The sequence below is a fragment of the Arthrobacter sp. H14 genome, assembly GCF_000520495.1.
GTDB lineage: Bacteria > Actinomycetota > Actinomycetes > Actinomycetales > Micrococcaceae > Arthrobacter_C.
Genome location: NZ_KI914652.1, coordinates 16,991 through 30,991 on the forward strand (window position 1 = coordinate 16,991; position 14,001 = coordinate 30,991).

The window sequence follows — 14,001 nt, forward strand, 5'->3', positions numbered from 1 at the left end:
CCCCCGCCGATGACCCGGTGGGAACCGGTATGCGCATCGGCTGGCCCGATCACGGCCGCGGCAGCACCGGAGCCGAGCGTGAGGGTGGCGAACTCCCGCATGAAGTCGTCGCGGGTGGTCTCCGGGTGATTGAGCCGGCGCACGGTGGCTTCCTGCGTGGCCTGCGAATCCTCGCCATTGACGATCACGGCGTACTTGATCTGGCCGGCGTCGATCATGTTCGCCGCAAGGTTGATGCCGTTAAGGAAACCCAGGCAGGCGTTGGTGATGTCAAAGTTTATCGCCGACGATGGCAGACCGAGTCCATGGTGGATCTTTACGGCCACGGACGGCTCAAGGTTTTCGCGGCTGACTGAGGTGTTGATCAGCATGCCGACCTGACCCGGTTCGATTCCGGCCGCGGCGAGGGCTTTGGCCCCGGCCTCCATGGCGGCGTCGACGAACGATGTTCCCTGGTCCCACCAGCGGCGTTCTTTAATACCTGCGACACGTTCCAGCAGCCTGGTGGAAAGCCCCAGGCGCTTCAGCGCTGAACCGAGACTGCGGTCGAAGTCCGAAGAGGGGACAATAACGGGCGCCTCGACGCTGGTTACCGCCAGCAAAGCGGTGTTGGTATGCCGAAACGTTGCGTTGCCGATCAAATTGCTGCCTCTGTGTGATGCCGACTGGGACGCCTGCAGGTTGCCGAAACGCGCAAAAAACAGGTCAGGTAGTTAACTATGCACCTCTCAGCGTAGTTCCGCATATGCCGCCAAGAGAACATACCGCGTTGGTTGCCGCGTCATTCACCGTGCTCCGGCACTAGGAACTATGCTGGAGTACCCGTAATGGAAAGGATACTTACTATGTCCACCGCATTGGTAGTCGTCGACATGATTAATGCATTTTTCGAAGGCGAACCTCTGAAACCGCTGCGGAAAGAATTGACCGCCAAGGTCAACGAACTGGCGGATGCGGCAAAGGAAAAGGGCATTCCGGTGGTCAATATCCGCACGCAGCATGAACGCAATAAGTCCACCTGGACACAGAGCATGATCGAGGACGACCAGGGATTCGTCTTTGTCGGTGACGACGATGCGCAGAACGTAGAGGGGCTCGCCGTTGAGGATGCGGTGCAGGTCGTCAAGACCCGCGATAACTCGTTCTACGGAACTGATCTGGAAGAGCGGCTGAAAAACCTGCACGCGGAGAAAATCGTCATATGCGGTGTATCGACCCATACCTGCGTTGCAGTGACTGCGGCTGAAGCCTATGCACGAAACCGCGAGGTGATCCTGGCCAAGGATGCCATCGCCTCACATGTTCCCGACGTGCATGAGCGCACGCTCGAGCTGCTCAATGCCGAGTACCGGCAGCCCATCCTGTCCAACGAGGAGATCCTGCGGGACGTTTTCGGGGTTTCCTAGGAAGCGGAAGACTTATTGGCGAGCCTGACCACTTCTGCGGCGCAGCCCCAGCCGATGGTGATGCCGGAGCCGCCGTGGCCGTAATTGTGGATCACCGGAACAGGGAGCAGCTCCGTGCCGATTTCCAGCCGGACTTCCGGCCGTCCGGGCCGCAGCCCAACGACGCTCTCGATGACCTCCGCACCGGCCAGGGCGGGCACGATGTCGGTGCAACGGTCCAGGATCGACTTCGTCTCGAACGGATCCGGCGTGTCGTCCCATTCGCCGACGTCGAACGTTCCGCCGAGAATGCAGTCACTGCTGCGGGGATGAACATAGGCGCGGCCGCCCGGGTGTTTTTCGTCGCGGACCGAGATGCTCAGGCCGGAGTTGCGGACCCTTACAATCTGGCCGCGGACCGGATAGGTGTTGTCGTCGCCCACCAGGGGACCGGCGGCCATCCCTGCGGCGTTGACTACCAGGTCTGGTCTCCAGGACAGCAGGTCGTCCAGCCGATGAACCCGCTCGGCCACGTAGTTCACCCCCATCGAACCCGCCCGGCGCAGCAGCCCGGGCAGATACGTCGGCATCTCCACCAACGGCACGACGAAGCGCAGGCCGTGCCGGTAGCCGGGCGGAAGTTCTTCCGGCCTTGCCGGGCGGACATCGCGGACCGACTTTGCCCAGTCCGGTTCGCCAGGCTCTTCCCGGTAAAGGGTCAGCGATTCGAGCATCGTCACCCCGGGATGGCCATCCGCTGCTTCGCCGGCCAGCACGGAGTAGGTTTCGTTACCCCAGGGCCCGACCTTCTCCGGCGGCCCGGCAGCAGTGGGAAACCACACAGCGGCGGCGAGATGCGACGTCGTCGCCTGCACCCGCTTGTCGCTGACGACGGTGACGTCGTGACCGGCCCGGCGCAGCAGCAGGGCGGAGGCCAATCCACTCATCCCGGCGCCGAGAACGACTGCGTGCATGAGCTCATAATGGCATAACGCATGGAAATGGCGGCCGAAACGCGATACTCGCAGTAAATTGGGACAGAACACTCCCGCGCCAGAAAGAGTCCAAGTCCTTGCACCTGAAGAGTTTGACCGTCCGCGGCTTCAAGTCCTTCGCGTCTGCGACGACTTTCGACTTCGAGCCCGGGGTAACCGCCGTCGTCGGGCCCAATGGTTCCGGCAAGTCCAATGTGGTGGACGCCCTCGCCTGGGTGATGGGCGAACAGGGCGCGAAAACCCTGCGCGGCGGGAAGATGGAAGACGTTATCTTCGCCGGTACATCCGGCTCGTCGGGACGGGCTCCACTGGGGCGGGCGCAGGTTTCGCTGACCATTGACAATGCCGACGGCGCCCTGCCGATCGAATATTCCGAAGTCACCATTTCCCGCACCCTGTTCCGCGCCGGCGGCTCCGAGTATGCGATCAATGGCGCCAACTGCCGGCTGCTCGACATCCAGGAACTGCTCTCCGATTCCGGTCTGGGCCGCGAGATGCACGTGATTGTCGGACAGGGCCAGCTGGACAAGATCCTGCACGCAACCGCCGAGGACCGCCGTGGGTTCATCGAAGAAGCCGCGGGAATCCTCAAGCACCGCCGCCGCAAGGAAAAGACGGTCCGCAAACTCGAGGCCATGCAGGGCAATTTGTCCCGGCTGAACGACCTCACCGGTGAAATCCGGCGGCAGCTCACACCTTTGGGTAAACAGGCCGAAGTCGCCCGCCGCGCGCAGACCGTTCAGTTCGAGGTCCGGGATGCCCGCGCCCGCCTGTTGGCCGATGACCTGGTCCGCCTCACCACCAACTTGGAGCAGGAAGTCGCCGACGAGACGGCGTTGAAGCAGCGCCGGGCGGAGGTCGAGAAGGCACTCGAGACTGGCCGTGCCAGGCAATCCGAGCTGGAGCGGTTGGCCTCGGAGGCGACGCCCAAACTGCGGGCGGCCCGGGACGTCTGGTACCAGCTTTCGTCCACCCGGGAAAGGCTCCGCTCGCTGCGGAACCTGGCAACGGAACGACGTCGGCTGCTGGGTTCATCCGATGAACCCCAGGACATGGGGCGGGATCCGGATCAGCTCGAGCAGCAGGCAGCCCGCGTCCGGAAGGAACAGGCCGAACTGGAAGGCTCTATTGCCGACCGGCGCGGCTCATTGGAAATGGCCATCGCCGCCCGCGGCCAGGCCGAACAGATGGCCGCCGAAGAGGAAAAACGCCTGACTGCCATCATGCGCGCCGCGGCCGACCGGCGCGAGGGACTCGCCAGGCTCGCCGGACAGGTGGGAACGGCGCGTTCGAGGGTGGAATCGGCTGAAGCGGAGCTTGGCCGGCTGCGCCAGTCCATTCACGATGCCGAAGAACGCCGCACCAAAGCCCAGTCCGAGTTCACCGCACTGGAGAGCCAGGTCGCCGGGGCGGAGGAAGGGGAGGAGGGTCTCGATGCCGCCTATCAAAGCGCCGAAGAGGAACTCGACGGCATCCTGGACCGGATTGAGGCGCTGAAAACCGAAGAACGCGAGTCCGAACGGGGTCGTGATTCCCTGGCCGCCCGGCGCGAGGCCCTCGAAGTTGGGCTCAAGCGCAAGGACGGCTCCGGCTCGCTGCTGTCCGCCGGGCTGAAGGGCGTACTCAGCGGTGTGGCGGACCTGATCACGATCGAATCCGGCTACGAGACCGCGATCGCGGCAGCACTGGGTCCGGCCGCCGAGGCCGTGGCAGTCACCGACGCGGACGCCGCTGTGCGGGCGTTGCGCAAGCTCAAGGACGACGACGGCGGCCGGGTCGATCTGGTGCTGGCCGACGGAGCCGCGGTTGATGCGCAGGAATACAAGGACCTGCCGTCCGGGGCCAAACCGGCCGTCGGCCTCGTGACCGCCAAACCCGAACTCAAGGGTGCCATCGAGGCGCTGCTGGCCGGCGTCGTCGTCGTCGATAATCTTGCAACGGCCGGAACCGTCATTGCGAAACATCCACAACTGACCGCGGTGACGTCCGACGGTGACGTGTTCACCGCACTGTCCGTACGCGGCGGATCCTCCAGTGCGCCGAGCCTGCTTGAGGTGCAGGCAGCGGTCGACGAGACGACGGCGAAGCTGAACGAGGCAACGGCGCGGTCCGAGCGGGCCCGCTTTGCGCTGGCCAACGCGAATGCGAAGCGGGAGGAAGCTCAGCAAGGCACCGACGCGGCACTGGAAGAGCTGCACGAATCGGACGCGAAATTCTCCGCGGTCGCCGAACGCCTCGGCCACCTCGGCTCGATGCTGCGGTCGGCGGTAGGGGAGTCGGAGCGGCTCGCCAAGCTGGTCGAGGCTGCCGAGGCGAACATCATTACCGAGCAGGAAGCGTTGACAGCCGTAACCGAGCGGCTCCAGGCGGCCGAGGACGCTCCCGCCGACGAGGAACCCTCTACCGAGTACCGGGACGAACTCGCGGAAGCGGCGACGGAAGCGCGCCAGACGGAAATGGAGGCCCGGCTCGCACTGCGCTCGGGTGAGGAGCAACTGACCGCCATCGGAAACCGGGCGGCATCACTGGAACGGGCGGCGGAAACGGAGCGGCGTGCGCGTGCGCAGGCGGCCGAACGGGCCAGGCGCCGGCAGATCCAGGCACGCAAGGCCGCAGCGGTGGCCAAGGGTGCCGGGACCGCACTCGCCTTCATCGACGTTTCGGTTGGGCTTGCCGGCAGGGAGCGGGATGAGGCCGAAGAGGTTCGCGCGGCGTGGGACACCGAGCTCGTGGCGATCCGCACGGCAAACGAGAAGCACCTGGCCGAGCTGGCGGAGTTGACCGATTCCGTGCACCGGGACGAACTGGCCCGGGCAGAGCAGCGGGCGCGGATTGAGGCGCTGGAAACCAAGGCGATCGAGGAGCTCGGGCTGACCGCCGACCACTTGGTGGCCGAATACGGGCCGGACCAGCTGGTGCCCGTGCCGAAGGAACCGGAGCCGCTGCGGAAAGCCGCGCCGGCCAAGCGGGACAAGTGGGCCGCACTCGACGCGCCGCTGACCGGGGAAGAGACGGCAGCGGCCGACGTCGACGACGACGGGGATGGTGACGGTGCCGACGACGGGAACGCCAACACTGGCGGGAACGGCGGCGGTGGGGCAGGAGCCGGGACGGTGAATGACGGTGCCGACAGCGGCGACGATCTTGGCAACGGCAACGGCAACGGCAACGGCAACGGCAAAAATGGCGCCGGTGAATCTGAAGCGGAAACTTCCGCCGGGAACGAGCCGGAGCCGGATGGCATCCCGTTCAATCGTGCTGAGCAGCAGAAGCGGCTCAAGCGAGCCGAAAGGGATCTGGCCGCCCTCGGCAAGGTCAATCCGCTGGCCCTGGAAGAGTTCGCCGCCCTTGAGGAGCGCCACCAGTACCTGAGCAGCCAGCTGGAGGACCTGAAATCAACGCGCAAGGACCTGCTCGACATCATCCGGCAGGTGGACGAACGCGTCGAGCAGGTTTTTACCGCCGCCTACCAGGACACCGCGGTGCAGTTCGAGCGCGTCTTCGGGCGGCTCTTCCCCGGCGGCGAAGGCAGACTGGTCCTGACCGACCCGGACGACATGCTGATCACCGGAATCGAAGTGGAGGCACGTCCGGCCGGCAAGAAGATCAAGCGGCTGTCCCTGTTGTCGGGCGGGGAACGTTCACTGACCGCCGTCGCACTCCTGGTGGCGATCTTCAAGGCGCGGCCGTCACCGTTCTACGTGATGGACGAGGTCGAGGCCGCACTCGACGACACCAACCTGAGCCGGCTGATCACCATCTTCGAGGAGCTGCGCGAGTCCAGCCAGCTGATCATCATCACGCATCAGAAGCGGACCATGGAAGTGGCCGACGCATTGTATGGCGTAACGATGCGTGGCGACGGCGTCACAACCGTGATCAGCCAGCGTATCGGGGTCGAGGCTTAGGGTGCGGGGACGTCGACCTGCAGCGTCCGAGGGGATGCTCCCGTTTGTGACAAATTGACCTGTGCGCGCAGGTCAATTTGTCACAAACGGGAGCGGTTCGAGTGGCGAAAGCGGTGCGACCGATTGAAGCAGTCCTACCGCCCGGAACGGCGAAGTACCGTCCTTACTGTCCGGAACGGCGAAGTACGGTCGTCGCCCAGTCAGCGTCGTCGTCGAACGCAGCCAGTTGCCAGCTGCCGAAGCGGTGCTCAACCCGGAAACCGGCAGCTGAGGCGTCGTCGTCGAACTGCTCGAGAGTGTAGTCCCGGTCGGCCGCGAAGCCTGTGACGAGGCGGCCGCCGTCGGTCAGCAGAGCAGCGAAATTCCGCAGCACCTGGATTTCCGATCCTGGCGCCAGGTACGCCATCACGTTGCCGATCGCGGCGATCAGGTCATAGGTCCGGGGTAAGCCGCCCGCAGCCAGCCATTCTCCCGTCACGTCCACGAGATCCGACCGTAGGAAGTCATGACCGGGGCCGTGCAGTTCCTTCGCGGTCTTGAGCAGCTTCGGATCCTTGTCGACGCCGATACACAGGTGTCCGCGCAGGTTCAGCTCGGCGGTGAGCCGGCCGGTGCCGCAACCGGCGTCGAGCACCGTCGACCCGCGGTCCAGCAACATATCGATGAAACGCGCCTCCCCGGCCGTGTCCGTCCCTTCGTCGTGCATCTGCCGGAACCGGTCCTCGAACTGCTTCCGGATGCCCGCGTGATCCGGACGTTCCCAACGCGTCTCGTCAGTCATCCCTCCATTGTGCTGTTCACGCCGCAGGGACGCCGGACCGACACGGTGAGGACCTGTTCGATGCGCTGCAGTTCGACGGCGGGGAGCAGGCCGGGGTCCCCATGGGCTACGCCCCTTCGGCTGCCTCGTCCTTCTTCGATGTCTGCGCATGATCGTCCCGCGATAAGGTTTCCCGGCCGCCGAGCCAGGCCACCGCAGCCAGCAGTGCGATGACACCGGTCAGCCCGAAGGCCCAGCTGTAGGACAACCGGTCCGCCAGCAGCCCGGCGAGGATGGGCCCGAGGATGGCACCGGTATCGGCGGTCATCTGGAAAGCGGCCAGCACTTTGCCACCGCCGCGGTCGTTTCCGACGACGTCGGCCACGGTCGCCTGCTGTGCCGGGTTCAGCAGGCCCGACCCCATGCCGGCGATGACGGAGACGGTCAGGAACAGCCAGACCGTATCGGTAAAACCGATCGCGCCGGTGGCTAGGCCGTTGACCACCAGACCGGTCAGAATGAGCGGTTTACGTCCGATGCTGTCGGCCAAGCGTCCGGAGACCGTCAGCGCGGCGGCATTGCCCGCGGCGAAAACGGCCAGCGCGATTCCGGCAATCTGCGGGCCGGCGCCCAGGGCAGCGGCCGCGAACAGCGGAATCAGGGCAACCCGGACGCCGAACGATGACCAGCCATTGGCGAAGCTGGAGGCCAGGGCGGAGCGGTAGGCACTGTCGCCGATCGCCTCCCGGAACGTCATTGGAATCTGCTTCTTCTTCGCTTCCTTCGAGCCCAGGGATGCGTCCTTGAGCCGGAAGAATACGACGGCGGCCGCAATCAGCAGGGCGACGGCGTAGACGAGGAACGGCACACGGAGTCCGAACCCGGCCAGCAGTCCACCAAGCACCGGTCCGCCGATACTGCCCAGGAGGAAGGCCGAGGCGTAGGCGCTGGAGACGCGGCCGCGGATCGAAGGCGGTGCCAGCCGGATGATCAGGCCCATCGCCGACACGGTGAACATCGTCGATCCAATACCGCCGAGGCCGCGGAAGATCAGCAGCTGCCAATAGTCCTGCGCGAACGCGCACGCACCGGTCGAGGCGGCCACGATCAGCAGCCCTGTGACGTACACCGGGCGTTCGCCGAGCTTGCCGATCAGCTGCCCGCCAACCGGGGCGAAGATCAATCGGGTGAACGCGAAGGCGCTGACGATGACCGAAGCGGCAGCGACGCCGACATTGAAGCTCTGCGCGAACTGCGGCAGGACGGGTGAGACCAATCCATAGCCGAGCGCAATCACGAAGGCGGCGGCAATGAGGACGCGGATCTCCTGCGGAATCGGCAACCGCGGGGCTGGAGGCGTCGCCGTGCTGGGCGCGCCGGGGGAGCGGGAGAAGCGGGGGAGTCTGACCATGGCAGATAAAGTCTCTCAGATAACCCGACCTGCAGCCTGTCGGACGCATGTGAGAAGCTAGGACGCGTGACTGATTCAGGTATTCTTCCGATCATTTTGTACATCGTCCTGGCCATCGCCGTGCTGGGAATCCTGGCCGCCGTGCTGGTCAAGACCCGCCGGACCAAGGACACCTTCACCACGACCAGGGACGCCAACGACCCCGCTCCCGGTGGCGGAACAGACACCCTTGGACAGCCGACGGAAGCTCCGCCCGGCGGCCCGGAAACCGTAGAGCCGCGCGAGGACCTGACGGAGACGGCACCCGTTGAGGATGATCTCGCCGGTCTTGAGCAGCTTGAGGTGGAAGCTCCGGAACCTGCCGCCGGCCGGCTGGTGCGGCTGCGCGAACGCTTGTCGAAGTCCAACAACGCCCTGGGCAAGGGGCTGTTGATGCTGCTGTCCCGGGACAAGATTGACGAAGACGTCTGGGACGAAATCGAAGAGACGCTGCTGCTGGCCGACCTCGGCACCGAACCGACCATGCAGCTGATCGACGCGCTGCGCGAACGTGTGACGGTGATGGGCAGCCGCACCCCGGAGCACGTCCGCGAACTCCTCCGCGAGGAATTGATCAAGCTGGTGGACCCGACGATGGACCGCTCGCTGGCCGTGGACAGGCATGCTGACCGGCCGGCTGTGATGATGGTGGTCGGTGTCAACGGTGTCGGCAAGACCACGACTGTTGGCAAGCTGGCGCGGGTGCTCGTGGCTGAAAACAAGGAAGTCCTGTTGGGTGCCGCGGACACTTTCCGTGCCGCAGCTTCCGAACAGCTGGCAACCTGGGGCCAACGGGTCGGCGTCGCCACGGTGAAGTCCGACGTCGAAGGTGCTGACCCTGCCTCCGTTGCCTTCGAATCGGTGAAGGCCGGGATCGAAGGTGAGGTCGACGTCGTCATGATCGACACAGCCGGACGCCTGCAGAACAAGGTTGGCCTGATGGACCAGCTGGGCAAGGTCAAACGCGTCGTCGAAAAGCAGGCCACCGTCGATGAGGTCCTGCTGGTGCTGGACGCGACGACCGGGCAGAACGGCATGGCGCAGGCCAAGGTGTTCTCGGAGGTCGTGGACATCACCGGCATCGTGCTGACCAAACTGGACGGAACCGCCAAGGGCGGCATCGTCGTAGCCATCCAGCGCGAACTGGGCGTCCCGGTGAAGCTGATCGGACTGGGCGAGGGAGCAGACGACCTGGCACCCTTCGACGCTGAGCAGTTCGTGGACGCGTTGCTCGCGTAGCCGCTGCGGATTTCGTGCCGCCATCTACCGAAAAGGAGCCGGCGGCCATAGTCTGTTGATGTGGACCCTACGGTGCGGAAGCCTAATCCTGACGCATTGCCCGGAGCGGAAGAGCCGCGGGCAGGGTACTACGCTGTCAACGGCACGATGATCTACGCGGAAGTCCGTGGCAGCGGTCCGGCCGTCCTGTTGGTCTCCTCCGTTTACGAGGACGCGGAGATCTACCGGGGAGTTGCCGAGCGGCTGACGGGTTTTACCGTTGTTACCTATGACAACCGGGGCACCTCCCGCAGCGGCAGGGAGAACTGGCCGGGATGCGGTTCGGGGCAACATGCCGACGACGCTGCCGGGCTGATCGAGGCGCTGGGGCTGGAAGATGTCGTCGTCTTTGGATCCGGTACCGGCGGGATCATTGCGCTGCAGTTCGCACTGCGGTATCCAGAGTTGGTGAAGTCCGTCCTGGTTTACGAACCCGGGTATTTCAGCCTCACGGAAGACGGCCGGAGACTCCAGGACGTCGCATCCCGCACTATCGACCATTACCTGACTGCCTTTCCCGATGACTGGGTCGGCGCCCTTGCGGCCTTGGGAAGGGCCACCGCCGGCGTCAAGGAGGGCACCTCCCGGGGATTTTTTGAGCCCCCGACGGGTAAGGAGTGGTACGGAGAACGCCGCGATCTCAATGCCGAGGCCTTTGTGAAGAACGATATCCAGCTGGGGTTCGAAACGCCGGACGAAGCAGCATTGGCAGCCCTCGACGTCGACGTACGGGTGGTGTGCGGGACATCGGCCGTACCGGTGTTCCGCGATATCGCAGCACGCCTGGCCGCCATTCGCGGAACGGTGCTCGATTTCATTCCGCGCACCCATCACCACCTCTATTTCAGGGCAGACGCCACGGCCGCATACATTCAGGAGCGGGCTTCCGCTCCCAGCCAGGGTCGTCCCCAGTCACAAGCGGATGGCTCCTGATAATTTTTACATGCCTGAAATGTAACTCTACCTTAGCCGAAACATAGCAGCGGCATGCTCGAAACCAGCGGGAAATTCCCGTAGTTGGTGAGAAGGGCATTAATGATGGAACTGACTGCAGGTCATATTTGGGTCATGCTGTCCGCGGCACTGGTGTTGCTAATGACACCCGGACTGGCGTTCTTCTATGGCGGAATGGCCAGGGCGAAGGCCGCCGTAAACATGATGATGATGAGCTTTGTCTCCGTTGCACTGGTCGGCGTCGTATGGGTTCTCTGGGGATACTCCATGACCGGCGGGAACGGAGTCGCTCAGTTGTTTGGCAATCCCTTTACCTCGGCGGGTCTGATGAACCTGATAGGGACAGAAGATTTGATCGGCGCAGGATACGGCGCCACCTTCGCCATCATCACCGTGGCGCTGATCAGTGGCGCGATCGCCGACCGGACCAAATTCGCTTCCTGGTCGCTGTTCGTGCCGCTGTGGGTGACCCTGGTGTACTGTCCGATGGCGTTCATGGTTTGGGGCGGTGGGTTGCTGACCGAGGACGGCCTGATCGGAAGGACCTTCGGTGCTGCCATCGACTTTGCCGGCGGGACAGTCGTGCACATCAGCGCCGGCGTCGCCGCCCTGGTGCTCGCACTGATCATCGGAAAACGACACGGTTTCACCAAGAGTCCGTTCCACCGCGCGCACAGCGTTCCCTTCGTGATGCTCGGTGCGGCACTGCTCTGGTTCGGTTGGTTCGGGTTTAACGCAGGCGCAGCGGGCTCGGCGGAGGAAGCCGGCCTGATCTGGATCAACACGCTTGCCGCTCCGGCCGCTGCCATGATCGGTTGGCTGGTCACCGAACGGATCCGCGACGGCCGGCCCACCTCCGTCGGTGCGGCCTCCGGCGTCGTCGCCGGGCTGGTGGCAATCACACCCGCCTGTGCGAGCGTTAGTCCGCTCGGTGCACTGGCCCTCGGCGTGGTCGCGGGCTCCGTGGCGGCGCTGGCCGTTGGACTGAAGTACCGCCTCGGTTTCGACGACTCGCTCGACGTCGTCGGTGTACACCTTGCCGCCGGATTGGTGGGAACCGTGGCGCCGGGATTCATCGCCATGCCCGTCGACGGCGGGGATGGGGTGAACGGGGGCCTGTTCTATGGCGGCGGCTACGACCAGCTCATCGCCCAGCTTGCCGCCGTCGTCGTCGCCATTGTCTTTACCGCGGCGCTGACTTGGCTGATTGGATTTGGCATCAACCGCACTGTTGGATTCCGGGTCAGTCAGGACCACGAGGTGGCGGGAGTCGACCTCAGCGAGCACGCCGAAGCGGCCTACGAGTTTGCCGAGCTGGATCCCGGCTACACCGAGGTATCGACGCGGGGTGATGACAAGGACCGCATCCCGGTGGCTAGAGCCGGGTCGAGCCAGGTTCAGCCAGGTTGGACATGACCGGAATTGGACTGAGTGATGATCCGGGAATGGAAATCGATGCCAGGAACGCAACTGGGAGTGGTTTGAATATTGGGACGAATGAGAACAACGGGAATGCAGCATATTCAGTGCCTTTGGCCCTGCCGTCTGTAGATTCACGGTGCTAGACTGACGCCCTTGCAAGTGTGAGCACAATGTCTGGAGCGCCTCCGGGGCCGGCGCCTTCCGCCCGGATACGGGCGGAAGTGCGGCCGGTACCGAAGACGGCTCTTCCTTCATTTACCCCTGGCTGGGAAGCTTCACCATCCCTGATGCCGGGACCGTTTCGCTCCGCCAAGGAAGGCGATCGCAATGCGAGCTCATTCCAAAGTCAGACCCGGCATCACCGCCGGTTTTATCTCAGTCATCTTCAGCCTGGTTGTCGCCGGTTCTGTGGGAACCGCAACGGCCGGGCATTCACCCGGTCCGGTGGCTCCCATCGACGATCCCATCGATGGACACATTGACGACGGCGCCATCCAAATGGAGCTGCAAACCGTCACCGAAGGCAAAGGCCTGACGGCGCCGAACTGGGGGACATACGCACCAGGTGTTCCCGGCGTCCTGTTCGTTGTCGACCAGGACGGCCCGCTGTGGGCGGTAAACCTGGAAACCGGCGACAAGAACAAGATCCTTGATACCGCATCGCTGCTGGTGCCGCTCATCCTCGATGCCGACGAGCGCGGCTTCCTCGGGGTTGCGTTCCACCCGGATTACGCGGCCAACGGCTTGCTGTACACGATGACGTCCGAACCCATCCCGGGCACGGCCTCGACACCCGACCAGCAGCCAAACCACTTGGCGACAGTGCGCGAATGGACGGTTCCAAATCCCACGGCAAACGTGATGAAACGCCAGCCGTTGACGCCGGCGGCCAACAGCAGGGTCCTTTTCACCATCCTGGAACCGCAGTTCAATCACAATGGCGGGGCGCTGTTCTTCGGAACCACGCCTGCAGACCGGAACCTGATGTACATTACGTCCGGCGACGGCGGCTGCGCCGATGACCAGAACGGCCAGCTCGGTATCGCCGGTGAAGGTCCCTGTATCAGCCATGAAGGCCCGGGCAACGCGCAGAATCCGGACAAGCTGCTCGGAAAGATCCTTCGGATGGATCCGCTCACGGATACGGTGCCGACGATCTTTGCGTCCGGGTTCCGCAATCCGTTCCGTGCCTCGTCCGACCGTGCCGATCTGGGTGGAACGGGCATGATCTGGACCGCCGACGTCGGCCAAAACAATATTGAAGAGGTCGACGCGCGGATTGTGCAAGGTGGAAATTACGGGTGGCACCTCAAGGAGGGGACCTTCCAGTTCAATCCCAATGGCACGGCGCTCAACGGGTTTGCCTCTGACGGTTTCGTTTTTGCCAATACGCCTGGTGAGCCGGCCGGCCTGATTGATCCCGTTGCGCAGTACGACCATGACGAGGGAGTCGCCAGCATCGGCGGATTTGTCTACCGTGGCTCCGAACTGCCGGAGTTGTTTGGCACGTACGTGTTCGGTGACTACTCCGACGGCTTCAACTCCGCCAACGGACGGGTGATGTATGTCGTTGAGGACGATAAGGCGGATCCGGACGAACGCACCCCGAATGTCTTCAACCTGGTCAACGGGCACATCAACTTGTTCGTGCTCGGGATGGGCGAGGATATGAACGGTGAGCTTTATCTGCTGGCCAACAAGAGCGGCGGGCCTGACGAGGAGCGGGGAGTCGTGATGAAACTGGTGCGTGAATGCGCCGACGACGCCGACTGCCGCGACTAAGCCCGATGTCAGCTGAGAAGCGGTTTCTCCCGGGAGGTGTCCCAGTCCTCGGGTCCTAACGAGCCGG

10 protein-coding genes are annotated in these 14,001 nt (G+C 64.1%); 6 read left to right on the forward strand and 4 right to left on the reverse strand.

Features of this window, described 5'->3' with window-relative positions; translation table 11 throughout:
• Positions 1-641 (reverse strand): thiolase family protein (locus tag Y707_RS25180; RefSeq protein ID WP_035781296.1); only part of this gene is annotated, 641 nt, incomplete at its 3' end.
• A 204-nt stretch (positions 642-845) separates the two neighbouring features.
• On the opposite strand from Y707_RS25180, the gene Y707_RS0111040 reads away from it, so the two are divergent.
• The gene (locus Y707_RS0111040; RefSeq protein ID WP_035781298.1) at positions 846-1,406 is read left to right on the forward strand and encodes a cysteine hydrolase family protein; all 561 of its coding nucleotides are present in this window, start codon (positions 846-848) and stop codon (positions 1,404-1,406) included.
• On the opposite strand, the gene Y707_RS0111045 is transcribed toward Y707_RS0111040, so the two are convergent.
• Positions 1,403-2,359: an FAD-dependent oxidoreductase gene (locus Y707_RS0111045; RefSeq protein WP_026535140.1), complete on the reverse strand. Its 957-nt coding sequence runs from the start codon at positions 2,357-2,359 to the stop codon at positions 1,403-1,405. The genes Y707_RS0111040 and Y707_RS0111045 overlap by 4 nt on opposite strands.
• 98 nt (positions 2,360-2,457) lie before the next feature.
• Here Y707_RS0111045 and smc point away from each other — a divergent pair, with 98 nt between their 5' ends.
• Positions 2,458-6,288 (forward strand): chromosome segregation protein SMC, encoded by a 3,831-nt coding sequence (gene smc, locus Y707_RS0111050; RefSeq protein WP_081744799.1) that lies wholly within the window; start codon positions 2,458-2,460, stop codon positions 6,286-6,288.
• 163 nt (positions 6,289-6,451) lie between these two features.
• Here smc and Y707_RS0111055 read toward each other — a convergent pair whose 3' ends face one another.
• Positions 6,452-7,069: a class I SAM-dependent methyltransferase gene (locus Y707_RS0111055; protein ID WP_026535142.1), complete on the reverse strand. Its 618-nt coding sequence runs from the start codon at positions 7,067-7,069 to the stop codon at positions 6,452-6,454.
• A gap of 106 nt (positions 7,070-7,175) precedes the next feature.
• Positions 7,176-8,459 carry an MFS transporter gene (locus tag Y707_RS25185; RefSeq protein ID WP_081744800.1) on the reverse strand — a complete coding sequence of 428 codons (1,284 nt, stop codon included), beginning with the start codon at positions 8,457-8,459 and terminating at the stop codon, positions 7,176-7,178.
• A gap of 66 nt (positions 8,460-8,525) precedes the next feature.
• On the opposite strand from Y707_RS25185, the gene ftsY reads away from it, so the two are divergent.
• The 4 genes from ftsY to Y707_RS25200 all read left to right on the forward strand — a co-directional run bounded on the left by ftsY (position 8,526) and on the right by Y707_RS25200 (position 13,934).
• The gene (gene ftsY / locus Y707_RS0111065; protein ID WP_026535143.1) at positions 8,526-9,737 is read left to right on the forward strand and encodes a signal recognition particle-docking protein FtsY; all 1,212 of its coding nucleotides are present in this window, start codon (positions 8,526-8,528) and stop codon (positions 9,735-9,737) included.
• A gap of 60 nt (positions 9,738-9,797) precedes the next feature.
• Positions 9,798-10,709 (forward strand): alpha/beta fold hydrolase, encoded by a 912-nt coding sequence (locus tag Y707_RS28995; RefSeq protein WP_155852896.1) that lies wholly within the window; start codon positions 9,798-9,800, stop codon positions 10,707-10,709.
• A 105-nt stretch (positions 10,710-10,814) separates the two neighbouring features.
• Entirely contained in the window at positions 10,815-12,146 is a 1,332-nt protein-coding gene (locus Y707_RS25195; RefSeq protein WP_081744803.1) for an ammonium transporter, read from the forward strand.
• Positions 12,147-12,479: 333 nt separating this feature from the next.
• The gene (locus Y707_RS25200) at positions 12,480-13,934 is read left to right on the forward strand and encodes a PQQ-dependent sugar dehydrogenase (RefSeq protein ID WP_051441887.1); all 1,455 of its coding nucleotides are present in this window, start codon (positions 12,480-12,482) and stop codon (positions 13,932-13,934) included.
• Positions 13,935-14,001 lie beyond the last annotated feature (67 nt).

What these genes read in the sequence shown, in the direction of transcription:
- Y707_RS0111040 (WP_035781298.1), top strand. Translation starts at nt 846, where the DNA reads ATGTCCACCGCATTGGTAGTCGTCGACATGATTAATGCATTTTTCGAA.
- Y707_RS0111045 (WP_026535140.1), bottom strand. Translation starts at nt 2,359, where the DNA reads ATGCACGCAGTCGTTCTCGGCGCCGGGATGAGTGGATTGGCCTCCGCC.
- Y707_RS0111055 (WP_026535142.1), bottom strand. Translation starts at nt 7,069, where the DNA reads ATGACTGACGAGACGCGTTGGGAACGTCCGGATCACGCGGGCATCCGG.
- Y707_RS25185 (WP_081744800.1), bottom strand. Translation starts at nt 8,459, where the DNA reads ATGGTCAGACTCCCCCGCTTCTCCCGCTCCCCCGGCGCGCCCAGCACG.
- Y707_RS25195 (WP_081744803.1), top strand. Translation starts at nt 10,815, where the DNA reads ATGGAACTGACTGCAGGTCATATTTGGGTCATGCTGTCCGCGGCACTG.
- Y707_RS25200 (WP_051441887.1), top strand. Translation starts at nt 12,480, where the DNA reads ATGCGAGCTCATTCCAAAGTCAGACCCGGCATCACCGCCGGTTTTATC.